General features: G+C 52.0%; 22 protein-coding genes. 11 read left to right on the top strand and 11 right to left on the bottom strand.

What is annotated here, in order from left to right:
- The first annotated feature begins 104 nt into the window (after window positions 1-104).
- Window positions 105-926 (top strand): Tn3 family transposase, encoded by an 822-nt coding sequence (locus ICA16_RS28035; protein WP_414704759.1) that lies wholly within the window; start codon window positions 105-107, stop codon window positions 924-926.
- 601 nt (window positions 927-1527) lie between these two features.
- On the opposite strand, the gene ICA16_RS28030 is transcribed toward ICA16_RS28035, so the two are convergent.
- The 5 genes from ICA16_RS28030 to ICA16_RS28010 form a co-directional block, all read right to left on the bottom strand.
- Window positions 1528-2181: a recombinase family protein gene (locus ICA16_RS28030; RefSeq protein ID WP_338049969.1), complete on the bottom strand. Its 654-nt coding sequence runs from the start codon at window positions 2179-2181 to the stop codon at window positions 1528-1530.
- Between the two features lie 208 nt (window positions 2182-2389).
- Entirely contained in the window at window positions 2390-2941 is a 552-nt protein-coding gene (locus ICA16_RS28025) for a hypothetical protein (protein WP_210702151.1), read from the bottom strand.
- A gap of 41 nt (window positions 2942-2982) precedes the next feature.
- Window positions 2983-3237, bottom strand: a complete 255-nt coding sequence (locus tag ICA16_RS28020; RefSeq protein WP_210702150.1) for a hypothetical protein — start codon at window positions 3235-3237, stop codon at window positions 2983-2985.
- A 161-nt stretch (window positions 3238-3398) separates the two neighbouring features.
- Entirely contained in the window at window positions 3399-4436 is a 1038-nt protein-coding gene (locus ICA16_RS28015; RefSeq protein ID WP_210702149.1) for a relaxase/mobilization nuclease domain-containing protein, read from the bottom strand.
- Window positions 4423-4986 (bottom strand): plasmid mobilization relaxosome protein MobC, encoded by a 564-nt coding sequence (locus ICA16_RS28010; RefSeq protein WP_210702148.1) that lies wholly within the window; start codon window positions 4984-4986, stop codon window positions 4423-4425. Before ICA16_RS28010 ends, ICA16_RS28015 begins: the two co-directional genes overlap by 14 nt.
- 438 nt (window positions 4987-5424) lie before the next feature.
- On the opposite strand from ICA16_RS28010, the gene ICA16_RS28005 reads away from it, so the two are divergent.
- On the top strand, window positions 5425-6168 hold the full coding sequence (locus ICA16_RS28005; RefSeq protein WP_123514131.1) for a SprT-like domain-containing protein: 744 nt from the start codon (window positions 5425-5427) through the stop codon (window positions 6166-6168).
- Window positions 6169-6185: 17 nt separating this feature from the next.
- On the opposite strand, the gene ICA16_RS28000 is transcribed toward ICA16_RS28005, so the two are convergent.
- The 6 genes from ICA16_RS28000 to ICA16_RS27975 form a co-directional block, all read right to left on the bottom strand.
- A complete protein-coding gene (locus tag ICA16_RS28000; RefSeq protein ID WP_123514129.1) occupies window positions 6186-6452 on the bottom strand; it encodes a hypothetical protein in 267 nt (88 codons plus the stop codon).
- Entirely contained in the window at window positions 6439-7437 is a 999-nt protein-coding gene (locus tag ICA16_RS27995) for a ParB/RepB/Spo0J family partition protein (protein ID WP_210702147.1), read from the bottom strand. The genes ICA16_RS28000 and ICA16_RS27995 overlap by 14 nt, the downstream gene beginning before the upstream one ends.
- Entirely contained in the window at window positions 7430-8248 is an 819-nt protein-coding gene (locus tag ICA16_RS27990; protein ID WP_210702146.1) for a ParA family protein, read from the bottom strand. The genes ICA16_RS27995 and ICA16_RS27990 overlap by 8 nt, the downstream gene beginning before the upstream one ends.
- Window positions 8245-8568, bottom strand: coding sequence for a TrfB-related DNA-binding protein (locus tag ICA16_RS27985; protein ID WP_210702145.1), 324 nt, complete (start codon window positions 8566-8568; stop codon window positions 8245-8247). The genes ICA16_RS27990 and ICA16_RS27985 overlap by 4 nt, the downstream gene beginning before the upstream one ends.
- A 555-nt stretch (window positions 8569-9123) precedes the next feature.
- Window positions 9124-10026 (bottom strand): plasmid replication initiator TrfA, encoded by a 903-nt coding sequence (trfA, locus tag ICA16_RS27980; protein WP_210702144.1) that lies wholly within the window; start codon window positions 10024-10026, stop codon window positions 9124-9126.
- Between the two features lie 47 nt (window positions 10027-10073).
- The gene (locus ICA16_RS27975; protein WP_210702143.1) at window positions 10074-10676 is read right to left on the bottom strand and encodes an LPD29 domain-containing protein; all 603 of its coding nucleotides are present in this window, start codon (window positions 10674-10676) and stop codon (window positions 10074-10076) included.
- 226 nt (window positions 10677-10902) lie between these two features.
- On the opposite strand from ICA16_RS27975, the gene ICA16_RS27970 reads away from it, so the two are divergent.
- From ICA16_RS27970 to ICA16_RS27935, 9 genes are all read left to right on the top strand, one after another.
- A complete protein-coding gene (locus ICA16_RS27970) occupies window positions 10903-11829 on the top strand; it encodes a DUF3991 and TOPRIM domain-containing protein (protein ID WP_210702142.1) in 927 nt (308 codons plus the stop codon).
- A 124-nt stretch (window positions 11830-11953) separates the two neighbouring features.
- Entirely contained in the window at window positions 11954-12478 is a 525-nt protein-coding gene (locus ICA16_RS27965) for a hypothetical protein (RefSeq protein WP_210702141.1), read from the top strand.
- 40 nt (window positions 12479-12518) lie between these two features.
- Window positions 12519-12863 carry a hypothetical protein gene (locus ICA16_RS27960; protein ID WP_148058631.1) on the top strand — a complete coding sequence of 115 codons (345 nt, stop codon included), beginning with the start codon at window positions 12519-12521 and terminating at the stop codon, window positions 12861-12863.
- Window positions 12841-13167, top strand: a complete 327-nt coding sequence (locus tag ICA16_RS27955; protein WP_210702140.1) for a TrbC/VirB2 family protein — start codon at window positions 12841-12843, stop codon at window positions 13165-13167. The genes ICA16_RS27960 and ICA16_RS27955 overlap by 23 nt, the downstream gene beginning before the upstream one ends.
- A gap of 24 nt (window positions 13168-13191) precedes the next feature.
- The gene (locus ICA16_RS27950; protein WP_210702139.1) at window positions 13192-13560 is read left to right on the top strand and encodes a VirB3 family type IV secretion system protein; all 369 of its coding nucleotides are present in this window, start codon (window positions 13192-13194) and stop codon (window positions 13558-13560) included.
- Window positions 13557-15992 (top strand): VirB4 family type IV secretion/conjugal transfer ATPase, encoded by a 2436-nt coding sequence (locus tag ICA16_RS27945; RefSeq protein ID WP_210702138.1) that lies wholly within the window; start codon window positions 13557-13559, stop codon window positions 15990-15992. Before ICA16_RS27950 ends, ICA16_RS27945 begins: the two co-directional genes overlap by 4 nt.
- Entirely contained in the window at window positions 15989-16714 is a 726-nt protein-coding gene (locus ICA16_RS27940; RefSeq protein ID WP_210702137.1) for a TrbJ/VirB5 family protein, read from the top strand. Before ICA16_RS27945 ends, ICA16_RS27940 begins: the two co-directional genes overlap by 4 nt.
- 21 nt (window positions 16715-16735) lie before the next feature.
- Window positions 16736-16915, top strand: coding sequence for a lipoprotein (locus tag ICA16_RS28555; RefSeq protein ID WP_414704757.1), 180 nt, complete (start codon window positions 16736-16738; stop codon window positions 16913-16915).
- A gap of 14 nt (window positions 16916-16929) precedes the next feature.
- Window positions 16930-17874 (top strand): TrbL/VirB6 family protein, encoded by a 945-nt coding sequence (locus ICA16_RS27935; protein ID WP_210702136.1) that lies wholly within the window; start codon window positions 16930-16932, stop codon window positions 17872-17874.
- The last annotated feature ends 289 nt before the right edge of the window (window positions 17875-18163 follow it).

Here is an 18163-nt window from a genome sequence, read left to right as displayed (position 1 = left end):
ATCAGGAAGGACCGTAAACATCCGAAAAGCGGTTCGATAAACTCGTTTCGACAATCAGAGTTCTCCAATCAACAGTCACATACGAGTAAAGCGAACTCTAATTCGTGCTTACGTTGGTTTTCGGTTCCATTGCTCCCCAAACCCCAGATTCCACCTATGTGCTCGACGGCCTGCTGTATCACGAGTCCGACCTGCGGATCGAGGAGCACTACACCGACACGGCCGGTTTCACCGATCACGTCTTCGCCCTGATGCACCTGCTGGGCTTCCGCTTCGCGCCACGCATCCGCGACCTCGGCGAAACCAAACTGTACGTGCCGCAGGGCGTGCAGGCCTACCCGACGCTGCGCCCGCTGATCGGTGGCACCCTGAGCATCAAGCACGTGCGCGCTCATTGGGACGACATCCTGCGCCTGGCCAGCTCGATCAAGCAGGGCACCGTCACCGCCTCGCTGATGCTGCGCAAGCTCGGCAGCTACCCGCGCCAGAACGGACTGGCCGTGGCCCTGCGCGAGCTGGGCCGGATCGAGCGCACGCTGTTCATCCTCGACTGGCTGCAAAGCGTCGAGCTGCGCCGTCGCGTGCATGCCGGCCTGAACAAGGGTGAAGCGCGCAACTCCCTGGCCAGGGCGGTGTTCTTCAACCGCCTCGGCGAAATCAGGGATCGGAGCTTCGAGCAGCAGCGCTACCGGGCCAGCGGCCTCAACCTGGTGACGGCGGCTATCGTGCTGTGGAACACAGTGTATCTGGAACGCGCCACCCAGGGGCTGGTCGAGGCTGGTAAGCCGGTGGACGGCGAGCTGCTGCAATACCTGTCGCCGCTGGGTTGGGAACACATCAACCTAACCGGCGATTACGTCTGGCGGCAGAGCCGTCGGCTTGAAGACGGGAAGTTCAGGCCGCTACGGTTGCCCGGAAAACCTTAGCGTACGATTTTTTCCGTTTTCTCTATTCGCCCCTTATCCATGTGAGCTTTGCTGTAGCCCTTGAACGCGTTGCAAGCTTACCAGCAGAGCGTCGGAGAAACGTGAAGGGTTCCAATGGCAGAACAACTCAACATCGCCATAGGACAGTTTGGCCACCTGGGCGACAGGGGTTTTTTTCACACGCTCGCAGAGATTCGCAAGGGCAACAGCAGGTAGGTTATTCGTCATCTTTCGACCCTCTACGCTTCTTCTTATCTGCACGCTGGACGCACACTCGCGGTTGGGGATTGCGGTCTACCCAATGGGAGCAGCCGCTAATGGTGCCCTGGTAAATGACTTGGCCAGTGGCATCGAGCACGTTGAATAATTGGAGCTGGGTGGTGGTCGTACTCATGGCCGCACCTCCCTGCAAGCGATGGATAGCGGCTTGCGGCCTTCGGGGATATGCTTCGTGCTCCAGGCCAGAGCTTCGATGCAGGTGCAGCTACGGCGTAGCCAGCGATAGGTATGCCAAAGTTTTGCCCAACCGGTACGTGTCATGTCGCGTCTCCTTAACAGAATACGCTTTTATGATACGACACTTTCTCCATAAGTGTTATGGCTAATTTTGCTTTTCTGCGTTAACAGATATTGTTTTTTTGTTTAGCTCCGCTCGCACTCGATAGACTGTTGCTATTCCAACGTCGCAAAGCTTGGCCACGTCGGCCAGCGTCAGGTTCTCATTCAGCCGTTTTTCTATTGCTGCCCACTTGGCCAGGTTCCTACCCTTCCCCCCTACCTTCTCGCCTCGGCGGGCTTTGTTGGCCAGGCCCTGGCGAATTCGCTCTACGCGTTTCTCTTGGTCGTTCCTTGCTTGGGTGGCCATGAGGTCAAGCAACAGATCATTGATAATGCTCAGTAGCTGGCTGGTCAGGTCACAGCCGCTAATTAGCAGATGCGTCGTCGGCAGATCCGCAACCACTAGACGCATACCTTTTTCGTCGATCATGTGCCGGAGCTTCTTCCAGTCCTTGTGGGCCATGCGGGAAAGCCTATCCACGCTTTCACATAGGAGGATGTCGCCATCCTGGGCGTCGTCCAGCAGGCGCATAAGCTCAGGTCGATCAAGCTTGGTGCCGCTAATGGTGTCCGCATAAGTGGCCAGTACCTGGAGCGACCTTTGTTTCGCAAATTCTTCAAGGGTGAATTGTGCGCGGTGTTCGTCCTGGTCTTTGGTGCTGGCTCTAAGGTAGACCCGGCAACTGTTCATTATCATTTGTCTATCAAAAATTAAGTTGAACGATAATCTATCATTTAGCTATGCGTTGCCAGGCAAATGATAAAGCTCTGCACGCTACCGCCGTTCGATCATTTGGGTAGACCTAAATGATAGGCGAGCCACCTGGTGAGCTGCGCAACGAAGTAGGGCAGGATCGCTTACGCGCCATGCCCTACTGTTTGTTTCCGTAGTGGTGCTTTGGTAGCTATTCAGTCTTGGGTTGTTTGTAATGATCGATATATGCCTGGTCAGTAAAGGAAACCTCACCATCAGCTGCTACGTTCAGTAAGACGCGGATGCGCCGCGCTCGTTCTTGTGCAAACTGATCGATGAACCCAAACACCCGGCGTTCAAATGGGGAAGCCACGAGTACGGCAAAACAGGAAAATGCAAAGCTTATAATCGTCCCTGCTAAGAAAACCTCTGCTGGGGTAGTGGTCAATGCCTGATTAAGTTTGGCAGGTTCCATCATTGCACCAACAACGGCGTACCCGAACAATGTTAATGGCGTTAGTTTTAAGGCTGCCACGGCAGCATTAAAGGCCCCCTTAACGACTTGGAAACCCTGGGCAAGCCACAAGCGTTTATCACGCCTCACAGATCTGTAGATGCTCTCCATGTCATGTTCGCTTATTTGACCTACGGATATTCCGTTGACGCTTACGCTCCACCCCTTCCCTGAGTTGTTTAGCGAATTAGCTGATTTCACTACATCTAATAAAGACGTATACATTTTAGTTAAGATCATTTTAGCCATTGTCGGGCACTCCATTTGCGTTCGATAATTCCAAAATCAACTCACTGCGAAGCTTCGTTTTCAACCTTCAATTCTGTGCGCGGCTTGCGTGGTCGGGTACACCACTTGTAATACCCCATCCAGGCAAATGCCAGGCCGATGGCAGCACCTGCCACGTAAAGCATGGTAGGAGAGTCAGAGTCACTTAGAGTGGCGAAGAACGCCCATACGCTGATGATCGCGGCCAGCATTCCAAAAATCATATTGAACCAAGCGAGTAAGGATTTTTTGAAGCCTAGCTTCACGACCTCAGTCATAAAACACCTCTGTTCCCCACATGACGGTGACCACTGCAAACACCAGTAACATCACGGCCCCAGCAATCGGTAGATATTCCATACGTTTCTCTCCTGAGAACGGACCCACATGCACACAATACACTTTAGCCAAAACTGCATCAACAGTTTTACGATTAATGTCAACGGTCCCTGTCTCCCTCTTTTGATGGCTGATGAACCCGTTCCTGGTCCTGATCTCTCGACCTGATCTGAGCAACCTTCTCGACAATCTCCTTTTTCAATGCATGACGTTCGGTTTCGGGTTTAGGTAGATCTGCCGCGTGTTGTCTGATCGCGTTGGCCAACGTGATATCACCTTCACCCTCATACTTTTCTGCGGCCTGGAGCATTTCGCGTAGCGTCTTATTACGGCGGTTTAGAATCGCCCTTTCCCAAGGCTTCATTTCCTGGGTTCCGGCGTTGAGTTCTGCTTTAGCCTCATTAAGCTTTTCCGCCCGTACCTTAGATTCGCCTCGCTTCTCCAAGTGGTATATAGCCGGGGTCTTGGCCTTCTTCGTCACGCCTCGGACTACCCTCGGAGTTGCGTTAGCTTCAATCCCTTTATCTCTGAGCTGTTCCGCGAAGGTTTCCCGCCAGGTCTGCAATGTAGCTTTACGGATATGGAGCCGTTTCCCGTCATACCCTTCGGCCTTGATAATTAGATGAACATGCGGGTGGGCTGGTGCGTCTTTATGAGGGTCAGATTCTTGAGTGTGCAAAACCATCGCGTACTGATGTTTCCCGTAAAGGGTTTCTCTCGCAAACCCCTGGGCTGCGGCTAGCACTTTTTCTGGATCGGTTCCCGCAGGCATCGACAGCACGACATTGAATGCTTGGCGATTGGTGCCCCGCCCTTTTGATAGATCCATATCCCAGGAATCGAACAAATCCGCGACCTGGTCTTTGCCACTGATACGCTCGCCCTGGTCGTTCACCATATCGAGCTTTCCGTTGCGCGATATGTAATCGAAATGGGCCTTGACGTGTTGCAGGTTTTTACCGCCTCCGGAAACTCTAACCATCACCTCCGGGACTTTTGTAATGGTTCGCCATGCTTGCGCCTTGGCTCCATTTTTTCCGAGGGTTAAGCGACGGCCTTTTGGTCGCTTGTGTCCAAAGGCAAATTCAATGTCATGGGCTTCGCCACCACCAAAACCGCCGTTGTCATTCGTCGCCATCGTTCATCCCCCAATAATCCAGATTGCTTTTGACCAGGGCTTTGACGTATTTGCGGTGTAGATCAATAACCTTGTGCATCATTTCCCATTGCACTGCGTGTGCCTGGTTTGCGTTATCCAGGCTGATGTTCAACGCCCTGGCCACCTGGTTGATGTTTCGGCCTAACGCTGAGAGCTGCATGGTTACCTGGCGCAATTCCAACATTTCCTTTTCGCTGAATCGTGGCTCCCCTGAAAGGTGAACCCGGAAAAGCTGGGCCAGATACTTCAATCGTGACCATCCCATTTCAGCGGCCAACTGATCGAGTGCTTTTGCCTCGGCCGCACTCAAGCTGACATCAACCCAGACTTTCGTCTTTTTTGCTTCTGGTTCCAAAGGCTCAACTTTGACCAGGGCCGAAGGTTCAGGCGTGGCCATCTGCAAAAATGCTTCGACCACTTTTTCTAAAAGTGCTGCCGAGGTCATTTTTAAATCCGCTGCTCTCTTGTCGAAAAGAACCTTTGTTTCTGGCTCTACTCTCGACGAGAGCAAAGGCTTTTTTGAAGGCATCTAAGTTTCTCCATCCCGCAGTTCGAAGAACGAGGACCGCAGGGCGCAAAGCGCCCGAGGACGTGCGCACCGTAGGTGCTGCACCTTTCCGACGATAGTCTATCCTGCATTAGCTACTACACCAAGCCACATTTTTGCCATGGCAAAAAAGGGCATCCACTCCTACGGAACGTAGAAGTGGCAAGCTCCGGCGAGATTTCCGTTGCCTGTTCCATTTTTGGATTGTACAAACCAGAAATTTGGATTGTACAAACCAGAATTCCCCATCGCCTGGGCATCTGGATTGCTACTACGGAAACAAAATTCCCGGGGGCTTTCGTCACTGCTGAAATCGAGGTTTTTTGCCATGACAAAGTTTGGTTTGTACAAACCATTACTTTGGATTGTACAAACCAAAGTGGTATAATTTGGTTTGTACAATCCAATTAGGTATTGATCATGCTCCCAACTAAAGATGCTTACGGCGAACTCGATCAGGCGTATCACCACTTCAACGTCGAGTTATTTGGTGGCCAGTTACCGTCTTGCCTGCTGACTCTCCAGCGTGAAAAGAAAACCTACGGCTACTTTTCCGCTGGCCGATTTATTAATCAGACAGACAAAAGCTTTACCGATGAGATTGCGTTGAACCCGGCTTACTTCGGCGTCGTTCCTCTAAAGGAGGTGATGCAAACGGTCGTTCATGAAATGGTTCATCTGTGGCAACACCACTTCGGCAAACCAGGCCGCCGCCGTTACCATAACCGTGAGTGGGGGGAGAAAATGAAAGCGGTGGGCTTGATGCCAAGTGATACCGGCAAGCCAGGCGGCAAACAAACGGGTGAACGCATGGCCGATTACGCAATAGAAGGCGGCGTATTCGATCAGGCTTTTGAAAAGCTGGTGAACTCGGATTTTCGTATTACCTGGTACGACTATTTCCCGTCACGCCATGTGACAGCACAAGCATTGCAGGCAGCATTAGAAGGTGCGGTCGAGGGGGTAGACCCTGAGAATGTCACAGCACCAACGGAAGGCCCCGCATCGACCTCAAAACCAACACGCGTTAAGTACACCTGCGCGCCCTGCAAAATAAACCTATGGGGCAAGCCAAGTTTGAAATTGATCTGCGGGGAATGCTCCGGCCATTTTGCAGAAGAACAGACAGAAAAAAGCCGACAAGGCGTCGGCTCAGAAGAATGACCATTTGGCATGTTCCCTCAACCTTCGGAAAGGAATCCGTAGTCGAAGGGCACCAGGCGACTCAGGATTGCATCATACGACCAAGTTAAAGCGCTGGTCGTCACTCCCGCAATCAATAGCACCGTGAATACAAACCATTGGCCAAAGAAGGCGCAGGCCAGGAAACCAAACAGACTAAACGCGGTGAGGATTTCAAGCACTGTCACCACGACAGGCCGCAAAAGCGACAGCAGCGAGAACGCTGCCAGCCGCGCCGAATTCGTTGCAATCTTACGAACTTTCATTCTCGACTTCCTCCATTCCGATGACTTGCACAGCCGACAAATCGACTTCGCAGACCTCACCGGTATCGGCATAGACAATGCTAACCAGGCCAACGGGCGCTAAGCTCGCCTCCCTCCCATCAACCATAAACCTGATCAAGCTGCTGTTGTGCGCTGGGGTCAGATTGGGTTGGTTCGGTGCCTGGGGCTCCTGTGTTTTAACCTCCGGGGCTGCGGGGGTCTGTTGTGGTTCCTTTGGCGGTTTTGTTTCCTCGTTGGTTGGTGCCTGGGAGGGTTGACCAGGTGCGGTGGGTGGTTGTGTGGTCGCTACCAGCTTCGCTCGCAAACGTAAAAGTAAAGTGGCCAAACCTGCGCGAGTAATTTCCTCTTCTTGACTGACGTACTCGACGATTTCACCAGGGAACTCCTTGTGAGCCTGTACCAGCTCGTACAGGGTTCGAGCGCCTACCTTCGTGTCATTGCCGAGGTTCTGAATGAACGCCGGAGCTGTGGCCAACGCCAGGTGCTGAGAGATTGAATCTGAGCGCATACCCAAACGCTTGGCGATGTAACCTTTTTTGTCGCCTTCCTCCACTCGCCGTGCGATGAACTCCGCGATTTCCATAGTGGTGAGAGGTTCACGCTCGGTGTTCTCGGTCACCTGGTCGTAACGGTCGGTCTTGTCGCTAATCATCACAGGGACTGTCGCTAAGCCTGCAAGCTTGCAAGCACGCCACCGCCGTTCTCCGATGTTAATTACATACTTTCCTTCCGCGTTTTTGGGCTGCACAGAAATTGGCTGATTGAGCTGACTGCCCTTGATTACGTCGGCCAGATTTTGCAGTGCCACCGGGTCAAACTTTTTACGTGGCTGGTCTGGATCTGGAATCACGTCCTCTAAAGGAACCTCCAGCGCACCAGTTACAACGATTGGCTCTGCTGCTTGAACGGTTGGCTGAAAGTTCGCCATGTCCGTCAGATCTAGCCCTAATCCCTTCTTAGCCATTGGCCTTCTCCATCCGGTCAAGCATGATTTGGAATACTGCTTTTACTTCCTTGCCAGCGTTTCGTGCTGCGGTCTTCACAGGCGCATTCGATTCACCGTCGCCGCCTCTGAGCCTCCAGACCGGTACACCCTCTAACGCAGCTTCTTTGTATGAAACAGACTTATTGACTAAGCCAGCGGTCAAGAACGGGCGGTATGCACTCACAAGCTGCTTGAGCCAATCCACTTGCGCCGGTTGCCCTGAATCGAACTCATTGGGAACAATCCCAAGGTTCACCAGGCCGGGGTTCCATTTTTGCTGGACGAAGGCCACACGAGTGAGAACCTTTTTTGCCACGTCGATGCTGAAAGGATCGACACGGAAAGGGATAGCTACAAAGTCACTTGCTACCAGGAACGAGTTAGCAATCCGACTGTTAGAACCGGCTGTGTCGATCACCACATAATCAAAGTGCTGCGCGACCGTGGCCAGGTTCGTTTTCAAAAGCTCGACCATTTCGCCGTCGTCCATATCGGTGCGTTCGGCTTTAATCAGTGCGTCGTCAGCCATCACCACATACAGGTTCTGGCCGTCGATTGGGATGATTGGATTAAGAGAACTCGCCTTAAATAGATCTGACGTCACCAGGTTAGGAACCGCGTACTCAACTAGCCGCTTGCTGCCATTACCTTGCTCGTCGCCGTCTATGTACAGAGTGCGCTTGCCACTTTCAGCGAGAAAGAAAGCATCGTTATAGGACAGGATCGATTTACCGACGCCGCCTTTCTGGTTAGCCCATGCCTTCGCTTTAAACTTGCGTGGAATATTCATTGCTTGCCTCTGTTCAAGGTTGCCCGCGCTGTTTGTTCCATGATCCGGACGTGTTCGGCCAAATCAGGGGGTAGGGTGGCAAAGACTGTTACCCAGCCTTCCGGTGCTGTGCCGTGCTCCTGGTGAAGGTCGTATGCCTTCTTCACCATTTGCGAAACCGCTTTCTCGGTAACCTCCAGATCTGCCGCAATGTCTTTCTGTTTCCGGCCTTCTACCAGGACTTGCCGCACGGCCTCGATGTTCGCCGGCTTCCACCGCGGCCCCATATGGGCCTTCAAGGTGTCGAAGTCCTGCGGGGTTAAGCGTTCTTTTCTTCGCATGGCTTTGCCTCGATCTAGCCATAGTCACTAACTCCATTCCGTTAGCCTGCCAGGTTGCCGCCTGGGTACAATGCCATTGTATGGTAATTTAACTATAGAGTAAATAGATTAATACCCTTATTAGGGCGTAACTGGAATGCCATCCCGACTCGGGGTGACTGAGGGAGGGGATTTTCTTTCCGTAGTGGCGCTTTCGCCCTTTTTGTCCTGCAAATTGTCGATTTATGACGCTAAGCTAGCTTTTTGCTTCAAAAAAAGTCAGGAAAAAGAGTTTTCGGGGTTAAATAACTTTGAAAAGCTTTAAAAAGCTTTAAAAGATGGTTAACGCTAAAAAAACGTTATAACTCCATGAAATATATACATTTTTTCAAAGCCTAAAGAATGCCATCCCGACGACCTGGAACGCCATCCCGACCCGCTGGAATGCTATCCCGACGCGCTGGAATGCTATCCCGCCCTTGTGGAATGCCATCCCGTGCGTCAACTGGAATGCTATCCCGACAGGCTTGCACCTGGCACAAGTGGGCAAACAGCCGGGATAGCATTCCAGGGTGCTTATGGCTTGATCCAGTGGGCTTGGGGTTCATTACGGGTGCTGAGTTCTATGCGGGCCTCCTGGATGATCTCTACACGCTGCAACTCTCCCAAGGCTTCGCCTAAAGCAGCCTTGAATTTGTTGGGCGGGCTTGTGTAGGTCATCCATTCTTTAAGATATTTGAGGCCAATGCGGTGCACGCCTTTTTCGTGGCTCGCGACGTAATTCTGTAGCCACTTGGCCATATCCCGACGTTTCCGAATTTCGAGGCGTTTTTGCCAGTCAACCAGGGCAAATTCTTTATTGTAAAAAAGGCCGATGATTCGGGCATCAAAGGAAAGGAAATAGGCTTCTTGTTCATCATCGTAATCGAAGCCTGACAATAGATGCAGGCCGCTTGATTTAGGTATTTTGCCGCTCGGGGTTGATGGATCACCAATTTTAAAGCGCTTGGCTTCAATCTCGATTGTGCCAATGAACAACCGGCGAAATGACTCATGCAGCCATTCATAATCGCTTGTTCCTGTTGAACGCCCCATCGATCTGAGGAAATTTCCGCGATTGATAAAAATTTTCTCGCCTAGCGGGGTTCCCCTGGCTTCGGTGAGCGCTTGCATAAAAACATCGCTATCAGCCATGTCTAGCTGTTCGCCGGTGTACATGATTTTTACATCCTGGCGGCTGGCAACTTCTGTGCGGTCGTGTTGACGCCTAACACCGCAGGGAGAAAACAGAGAGGATCGCGCCAAGTGGTTTGGAATAGCGCGCTCCAGCTCAGGCCACAAAGGCAATTGAACCTTAGGCCGGGGTTTGGTCGGGGCTGCTGGCTTTCCTTCTTCCTCGGCCCGTGTCTGGGCCTCGGCGGTCCTGGCCGCAAGCACGGCCATCATGCCTCCTTTGGTAACTGGCTTCGGATCGTTCATTGTGCCCCCTCTACAATGGATGCTGGCCCCGTAGGGCCAGCCTTGTCTTACTGGATGGTTACAGCTGAAAAGCCGCTGCCGCATTGGCGACTGTAGCCATCGTCATGCGTAACAAATACGCATTGTGCTGTTGCGCTGACACGACCGCGCAGTCGGTCACTGGAACGGTTTAGAACGGCGTTAATATCAGACTGAACAGATTCACCGCCATAGTTGTGATAACCCGGCAGAATCGCTGTCCAGAGCTTGCCAGAACGGAAGTCCTCAACGGTAGGTTTTTGCATACCTGCTTCGGTGAAATTTCCGCGCAGGTTGCGATAAACCCGGTCGATAGCTTGCTCTACGGCAAAATCTGACGCTGCACGTTGGGTGTTTATAAAGTCAGCGCCAAACGAAACCGTTTCACCGTGCATCATGTGATAAATCGACCCTTTGTAATCTATACCACCGTCAAAATAAGAGGCTTGGAACCGGCACGTAACTGACTCCACTTGCTTGATGTTCGGGCCATCCGTCCAGTTCACAGACAAGCTAGCGCCGCCAGAATAGACATTGCTTCGGACGCTGAATTTAACGTCGGGAAACGCTTCCTTGAGGGCTTTACGAACGAGCTTTGCGGTTTCAGCACAGGTAAGATAGCGAGTAGTCATTTTCTAACTCCGTTCAGTTAGTGGTGATTAGAAGCCCCGTCCCGGTTGCCGCCGTTCGGGGCTTCGTCGTTTATGCAGTTCCTTAACTGCATGATTCTATTATAGTCGATTTTAGTGGTAAGTAAACAGCTAAATTAACCTTTTACGGTGTGTTATGATGTTTCTGCCGCAACGAAACTTTGTTTTCCGTAGCAGCATCTTTTGATCTTCTGTCAGAGGAATAGCCATGGATAAGACGGATATAGCCAAAGCGCGAGGCATCGACCTCGCAACAGTGATAGAGGGCTTCGGGGGTCTTCCAGATCCAGCAGACCCTAAGAACAATTGGAAAACCCACGCTGGGCGAATCACGGTTACTGATGAAAAATTCTATAACCATGACGCTGATAAGGGCGGCGGTGGTGCGATTGATTTGGCCATGCACCTTGGTGGGTTTGGGTTCAAAGATGCGGTTGCTTGGCTTGGTGGAACGCACGGCCGTGATGCTGCCGTCCAGACTTACCAAGCCGAAGCAAAACACCAGGCAACGCGCATCCTGGATACAACAGAAAAACCGAAACTAGAGATACCGGAGCAAGATCCTCGCAAGCTTCCGAAGGTCAAAGCCTACCTAACCAACACACGCGGAATTCCCGAACAGATCGTTGATATAGCGATTGAGAAAGGCAGGTTGTGGGCTGATAAATACGGCAATGCTGTGTTTGCTTTGCGTGACCTGGAAGGGAATATGTCGGGTGCAGAATTGCGCGGCACATACAGCAAACCGTTCCACGGTATCCGGGGTGATCGCGGTTTGTATTTCACCGGCAAAGCTGCTTCGAAGGTCGCCGTATTTGTTGAGTCGTCAATTGAAGCGATGAGCTACCAGGCACTGAAAGACAACGCCCTGGTGATCGGTACTGCTGGCAGCACCAGGGACATTCTTCAATCTGCCGCGAAGCACCTGGAAGGGCAGGGCTACAAGATCGTCGATGGCTTCAACGCTGATAAGGCGGGTGATCGATTAGGCGACCGTTTGAAACAAGCTGTGACGCAAGAGGTCGAACGCGTGCGTCCGACTGCGGGTAAGGATTGGAATATTGAACTCAAGGCTGTGCGCGCTGCTGAGAAAGCCAAGATTCAGGACAAACCCGCAATGGATGTAGAGCGGTAGCGCGGGTGCAGTGAGTGCAAAACCATCACGCAGTTAATGCATAAGTGTTGCAACAGAAAACGCATTGCTGTAGCTTCGCAAGGAATTAAGTACGTCCGGTTCGCCGGACGAAGGGAGAGGGTTTATGAAGCTGACACCATGCGCGCTCTTACTGGCCCTGCTGACAGGGACTGTTACCGCCGCACACGCTGAGACTTACCCGGTTGTTGGGAGCGATACCCAGCAAAGCCGGGACGACCAGCGCCGTACGATCCTCAGCAACGAGCTGGCTACGGAAAGAAAATCCCTTGAGCAAGTCAATTCTGAACTTGCTGACGCAATCAAAGCGCAGAAGTCGCCTGACGAAGTGCGCACTATCGCGGCCAAAGGTCTTGGCCATAGCAACAACATCGAATCGCTACAGCGTGAGCTTGATGGGCTGGCCGGGAAACCTGTGCAGTCGCGTAAAGCTCCGTTTGTGCCTCAACGGGCTGAAGCTGCCCCGGCACCAAGCAACGCCGCACCGGCTGACGTTCCCTATTGGGATGTCTACAAACGCAAGCAAAACACGCCTCCCCAGCCGCAAGTCACTGACCAGGAAGGGGATGAGGGCTTAAACGATTCACCTGCCGCCGGTGACAAGGAGGCCCCTTCTGGATCAACACAATAACGACATCCGACCCGACAAAAACGATGGTCATGCGTCGTCGATGAACGCTCAGGTGCAGCCGAATGCCTCCCGAACGGATAGGATACCGGCCTCATCAACAACACCCGAGGCCAAAGAAATGATGTCCATCGACGAGAACCAGCTAGAAGAATTCGCGGCAAATAATGCGATCCGGCAATTCATCTTGAGAGAGATGGCCGAGCAAAAATTTAGCCTCGTTGTGGTTTTAACCTGGAAGGAGGGAGAAAACGTTTTATACAACGCAAGAAAGCAACTGCGTCTTTGGCCGAACCTGAACACCTTGGCTGGCTATATCCGGGGGCTTAGATGCCTCACCACACCGATAACTCTGGAGCTTCACTATGACAGTACGCACGGCACCTGATACGCCTAACCGCTCTAACGCTGTAAACCGCCGTCTGTGGGGTTTTTTCGCTGCTCTGGTAGCGACTGTGTTCCCAGTTTTTGCGATGGCTGCAAACCCTTTTCAAACCGGTGCGACAGGGTTGTCCGCCGATACCCTGGCCATGCTGACCCCTCTGGCGGGTATTGCAATCATGGCTGTGGGTCTTCTCGCTTTGTTCGGTCGCATCCACTGGATGTGGCTTGTTGGCTCTATCGTCGGCATCGTGTTGCTGTTCGGTAGTGACCAGATTGTTAGCTGGATTCGCGGCCTGTTTGGCGTTTAATCACGGATTAGAACGAGGTCCCACATGGATAAGAACGACGGTGTAATAGTCGATACTCTTTTCGTGGGGCCTACGCGTCCCACAATGCGCTTTGGAGTTACTTGGCAGGCATTCATTATCAACCTGATGGTTACGGTTGAGGTATTTGTCTTCACAAAGAATCTTTTGTGGTTGACCATGTTTATTCCCGTCCACCTGGTGTTGTACGGAATTTGTTTGTATGACCCGCGAGCCTTTGAACTTATATATCTTTGGGGTAAAACCAAAGCATTCACGTTCTTCGGTAACTTTATCTATTGGCGAGCCGCGACCTACAGCCCCTTGGAGTTCAACGTAGGCAAAAAACTGAGCAAACGTAAGCTTCGTAAATTGCAGAAAAGGGGACTGATATGAGCATTGCCGAAAAGATCAGAAAGAAGGTAATTAAGAATGAACCTCCTGTTTCGGAGCGTCTTCCGTATGAGGTTCATGTAGATAAGCACACGGTCATGACTAAAAACCGTGACTACATGCAAGTCATTCGTCTTACAGGGGCCAGCTTTGAAAGTGCGGATGATGAGCAACTGAATATCTGGCATAAGCGCCTTAACGCGCTTCTGCGCAATATCTCAAGTCATAACGTTGCAATGTGGCAACACGTTGTTCGTCGTCGTGAGACTAAATATCCTTCCGGTGACTTTCCGGATGGCTTCGCTAAAGACCTTAACGAAAAGTATTCGTCACGCTTGGCAAGTGAAAAGCTTCGCGTGAATGAACTGTATCTGACGATTGTTTACCGGCCTTTCCCTTCAGCTATTTCAAGCGCTCTGTTCAACTTCATGGCCAAGGCAGATAAGACCAGCCGTGAAGCTGAGCGCGTGCAAGCGGTTGAGTATCTGAACAAGGTGGTTAAACAAGTCCTCCGTAGCCTTCGCCGTTACGATGCTGAAAAGCTGGGCATCTATAAACACATGGGTATCTTTTGCTCTGAGCCTATGGAGTTCATGGGGTATCTCCTTAATGGTAAATGGCAGCGTGTAGCCATTGGCCAAGCACCGTTGCGGAAGTTACTCCCGGCGACTCGTCCGTTTTGGGGTAACGAGACAGTCGAAGTACGCGGTGCCACAAGCACCTCATACGGTGCGTTGCTGGGTATTGGCACTTATCCTGCTGAAACTACATCGGTGTTCCTAAACGAGCTGCTGAACGCCCCCTTCGACTTCGTGTTGACCCAATCCTTTAGCTTTATCAAACAGGAAGCGGCTCGTAGTCGGATGCGGACAGCACAGAAACGAATGGAGAGTGCCGAGGACGATGCAACGTCACAGATTGACGAAATCGACGACGCGCTTGATGACCTGGCTTCGCGCCGTATCGTCATGGGCGAACATCACTTTACCCTGTTCGTTAAATCTGACCAGGTGGAAACACTGAATGACAACGTGGCCGACGCGGTGGACGCGTTAGGCGCTGCTGGGGTAACTGCCGCACGGGAAGACCTGGCCATCGTTGCGGCTTTCTGGTCGCAATTTCCTGGGCACTTCAAGGATCGGCCTCGGGTGTCGGGCATCAACAGCAAGAACTTTTGTGGCTTTGCCCCAATGCATAATTTCCCCGCTGGGCGTCTGACCAATAACCATTGGGGTGACGCCTTGACCATGTACATGACTACAGCGGGAACGCCTTATTTCTTTTCGTTCCATGGATCTGACCCGCAAGATAAGAACGATGCAAAGATTAAAGACGTCGGGCATACAATGGTGCTCGGCCCAACTGGCTCAGGTAAAACCGCCTGGATCGCATTCAACCTGTGCATGCTGGTTAAACAGAAAGCGACCTGCGTCCTATTTACGAAAGACCGCGATACAGAATTGGTTATTCGCGCATTGGGTGGGAAATACTATCCAGTACAGACCGGAAAGCCTACTAACTGGAACCCGTTCAAGTTAGATCTTGAGAACGATCTAACCCGGCCATTCCTGAAAAGTCTGACGCTTTATTTGAGCGCTCAACAAGGCGATGTAGGCTCGCTTGAAGTGACTGAGGTTGAAAAGATTGAGAGAGCGGTGAACTCCGTGCTTGGTCTTGCCTGGGAGAACCGCCGTATTGGTCGTGTGTTGGATTACCTGGACAAAGACAGCCTTATCTACAAACGCCTCCAGCGCTGGTGTTATGCGCGTAAGCCTGGCTTGCCAGACGGGGAGAACGCGTGGGTTTTCGACAACAAGTTCGACACTATCGCGGGGTCTCTGGGTGAAAGCCTTATTACTGGCTTCGACGTAACCGCGTTTTTGAATAACGATGAACTGCGTACACCAATCAATATGTACCTGTTCCACATTGTTCAAATGCTAGTGGATGGTCGCCGGTTTGCGCTGTTTGTTGCTGAGTTCTGGAAAGCCCTGGGCGATGCTCCGTTCCAAGCGTTTGTTGAAGACCAATTGAAAACCATCCGTAAGAATAACGGTTTCGTTGTATTGGATTCGCAGTCGCCTAACGATGCGTTGAAAAGCCCAATCGCGCACACCTTAATCGAACAGACGCCTAACAAAATTCTGTTTCCCAACGACAAAGCCGATTGGGAGCAATATGAAAAGTTGGGTATCTCGGTTCGTGAGTTCCAAATCGTTAAAGAGTCAGACCCGGAATCAACTCGCAGCTTCTTAATCAAACAGGGCCATAGCTCTGTATTCGCAAGCTTGGATCTGCACGGGTTTGATTATGAACTGGACGTACTGTCCAGTAGGAAACATACCGTTGCCCTGGTGGATAGTTTGAGGGCTCAGTATGGAGACGAGCCGGAAAAATGGCTCCCACACTTCAAAGCTGCACGGAGAACCGCATGATGAATCTCAAAAAACTGACCCTGGCTATCGGCCTGGCTTCTGCCATCGCATCAGGTAACACCTGGGCGGATATCGTTCCTGTGATTGACGCCATCGCCATCGAAAAAGCGATTGCTAATGGCGTGCTGCTGAGCCAGCAACTGTCGGAAATTCAAAACAACCTGTCAGTCGCTAAATCGCAATTGTCGTCGCTTACCGGCAACCGCAATATGGGTGGTCTGCTTTCTGACTCGCCTCGCAATGGCCTGCCTGCGAACTGGAGTGAGGGTATGGCCCTGCTCAACAGCAACAGCGGTGCAACCTACGGCGACCTGGCCAGTTCTGCGAACCAGATCCGTCAGTCTCAAGCTGTCCTTTCTTCTTCCGAAGCAGAGTCCTTGTCTCCACAAATGCAGTCGTATTTGGAGCAAATGCGCAACATGAGCGCGAACCAACAAGCACTTGGCCAGCAGGCTTACAACAACTCTGCTACCCGTGTGCAGACCTTGCAGCGCCTGTCTAACAGCATCAACACATCAACCGACCCTAAAGCCATCATGGACTTACAGGCGGTCGCTCAGTCCGAACAGGCGAAGCTGGCCAATGACCAGGCGCAGCTGCAAAGCGTTCTGCAATTGACTCAAGCCAACGACGCCGCCGCACGCCAGATGCAGAACGAAATGCGTATGCAGGTAAGCGGGCAGGCTGATTTTCCTGCGCTTGATACGTCGATCACCAAATAACTACTACGGAAAGAAAAAATCATGAAGAAATTCATATTCCTCGCGTCTCTCCTGGCATGCCTGACTGGCTGCTGGGACAAGGAGCAAAAGGTGGTTTGCGACGCTGCATGCCGGGCTGAAAGATCCGGTGAGGCCGACTTTCCGAAGCTGGATACCAGCGCTCCAGAGTCGTTTAAGAAAGCCCCTGAGAAGGGGCAATAATCGGAGTTCTGGCTATGGCTACCGAAACATACACACAAGTGTTTACCTTCGTCGACGGGATGACAGGCGCGTACATCACTCAGAACGTGACAGCCGTTGCGCAGATCATTGCGCCGGCAGTGAACACGTGCCTGGCTGTCTACGTCATGCTTTGGGGCTTAGCCCTCTTGCGTGGCCAGGTCAGTGAACCCATAACCGACGGGTTTTCACGCATCGCAAAGATGGTGGCCATCCTGTACGTCGCGTTTCAATTCGCTGCTTACAACACATACGTGGTTAACACTTTCAGCGTTGCACCTTTCGAGCTGGGCCAAGCTTTCTTTGGGGCCACTACCAACAACACGATGGTGGGTTCTCTCGATAGCATCCTGGCTAAAGGATTCATCGCCGGTAAGAAGTTTTGGGATCAAGGCGGCATTCTGGTAGGTGATCCAGGGATGTACATGATTGCGATCCTGGTGTGGGGTCAGACAATCGCTGTCACTGCCTACGCTTGTTTCCTGATCGTCATGAGCAAAATCATGCTGGCCATAATCCTAGCCCTGGGGCCGTTGTTCATTTGCACTCTGCTGTTTCAGGCGACTTCTGATTTCTTCAGCCGCTGGATTCAGCAACTTTCGAACTTTGCCTTGGTCATTGTCATGGTCATTGCAGCCAACTCGCTCGTTATGACGCTTTACGATCGAGCGTCGGTTGGAGCTGCGGCAATCACCAGCACAGCCCAAATCAACCTCCTGTTTCCGTTCCTGGTCACTGGTGCAATCTCCCTGCTTTGCCTGGCTCAAATCCCGTCTTTGGCCGGGGGGCTTGCAGGCGGTGTCTCAGTGAATTCCTACGGCGCCGGTCGCCTGGTTTCAGGAATGCTCAAGCGCAGTCTCAAGTCGATCATGCCTAAGCGCAGATCCGGCGACCGAAACAAGGATAGAAAGCGTCCACGCGGCGGTTCTATCGGCGCTTAACCACCTGTCGGTATTAGTTGGAGCATAGGGGCTCATTGCCCCTCAGATACAGAAAGACCTTTTCTGTATAGACGGAACATAGTAAAGTGTTGCTATGTATCCGTCTTTTTTGTGCGTGTGAGGATAGTGAAAATGAAGAACGTTTTACGACTGCTCGTCTTGCCCCTGGTTGTTGCCATGGCGGGGTGTGTCCATCAGCCGCCTTCATGCGATGGCAAAAACCGCCGTCCCGTCAATGAGTCACGCCAGGCAGGCATTAACTACCCAAGCTGCGGCCAAGTGGTTGCGC

Origin of the sequence: Pseudomonas anatoliensis (genome assembly GCF_017976235.1) — a bacterium.
Lineage (GTDB): Bacteria > Pseudomonadota > Gammaproteobacteria > Pseudomonadales > Pseudomonadaceae > Aquipseudomonas > Aquipseudomonas anatoliensis.
This window is presented reverse-complemented; position numbering and strand designations above follow the sequence as displayed.

Bases quoted from the DNA above. Each gene is read 5' to 3' on its own strand.
- ICA16_RS28030 (WP_338049969.1), bottom strand. From the start codon at position 2,181: ATGATAATGAACAGTTGCCGGGTCTACCTTAGAGCCAGCACCAAAGAC.
- ICA16_RS28025 (WP_210702151.1), bottom strand. From the start codon at position 2,941: ATGGCTAAAATGATCTTAACTAAAATGTATACGTCTTTATTAGATGTA.
- ICA16_RS28020 (WP_210702150.1), bottom strand. From the start codon at position 3,237: ATGACTGAGGTCGTGAAGCTAGGCTTCAAAAAATCCTTACTCGCTTGG.
- ICA16_RS28015 (WP_210702149.1), bottom strand. From the start codon at position 4,436: ATGGCGACGAATGACAACGGCGGTTTTGGTGGTGGCGAAGCCCATGAC.
- ICA16_RS28010 (WP_210702148.1), bottom strand. From the start codon at position 4,986: ATGCCTTCAAAAAAGCCTTTGCTCTCGTCGAGAGTAGAGCCAGAAACA.
- ICA16_RS28005 (WP_123514131.1), top strand. From the start codon at position 5,425: ATGCTCCCAACTAAAGATGCTTACGGCGAACTCGATCAGGCGTATCAC.
- ICA16_RS28000 (WP_123514129.1), bottom strand. From the start codon at position 6,452: ATGAAAGTTCGTAAGATTGCAACGAATTCGGCGCGGCTGGCAGCGTTC.
- ICA16_RS27995 (WP_210702147.1), bottom strand. From the start codon at position 7,437: ATGGCTAAGAAGGGATTAGGGCTAGATCTGACGGACATGGCGAACTTT.
- ICA16_RS27990 (WP_210702146.1), bottom strand. From the start codon at position 8,248: ATGAATATTCCACGCAAGTTTAAAGCGAAGGCATGGGCTAACCAGAAA.
- ICA16_RS27985 (WP_210702145.1), bottom strand. From the start codon at position 8,568: ATGCGAAGAAAAGAACGCTTAACCCCGCAGGACTTCGACACCTTGAAG.
- trfA (WP_210702144.1), bottom strand. From the start codon at position 10,026: ATGAACGATCCGAAGCCAGTTACCAAAGGAGGCATGATGGCCGTGCTT.
- ICA16_RS27975 (WP_210702143.1), bottom strand. From the start codon at position 10,676: ATGACTACTCGCTATCTTACCTGTGCTGAAACCGCAAAGCTCGTTCGT.
- ICA16_RS27970 (WP_210702142.1), top strand. From the start codon at position 10,903: ATGGATAAGACGGATATAGCCAAAGCGCGAGGCATCGACCTCGCAACA.
- ICA16_RS27965 (WP_210702141.1), top strand. From the start codon at position 11,954: ATGAAGCTGACACCATGCGCGCTCTTACTGGCCCTGCTGACAGGGACT.
- ICA16_RS27960 (WP_148058631.1), top strand. From the start codon at position 12,519: ATGAACGCTCAGGTGCAGCCGAATGCCTCCCGAACGGATAGGATACCG.
- ICA16_RS27955 (WP_210702140.1), top strand. From the start codon at position 12,841: ATGACAGTACGCACGGCACCTGATACGCCTAACCGCTCTAACGCTGTA.
- ICA16_RS27950 (WP_210702139.1), top strand. From the start codon at position 13,192: ATGGATAAGAACGACGGTGTAATAGTCGATACTCTTTTCGTGGGGCCT.
- ICA16_RS27945 (WP_210702138.1), top strand. From the start codon at position 13,557: ATGAGCATTGCCGAAAAGATCAGAAAGAAGGTAATTAAGAATGAACCT.
- ICA16_RS27940 (WP_210702137.1), top strand. From the start codon at position 15,989: ATGATGAATCTCAAAAAACTGACCCTGGCTATCGGCCTGGCTTCTGCC.
- ICA16_RS28555 (WP_414704757.1), top strand. From the start codon at position 16,736: ATGAAGAAATTCATATTCCTCGCGTCTCTCCTGGCATGCCTGACTGGC.
- ICA16_RS27935 (WP_210702136.1), top strand. From the start codon at position 16,930: ATGGCTACCGAAACATACACACAAGTGTTTACCTTCGTCGACGGGATG.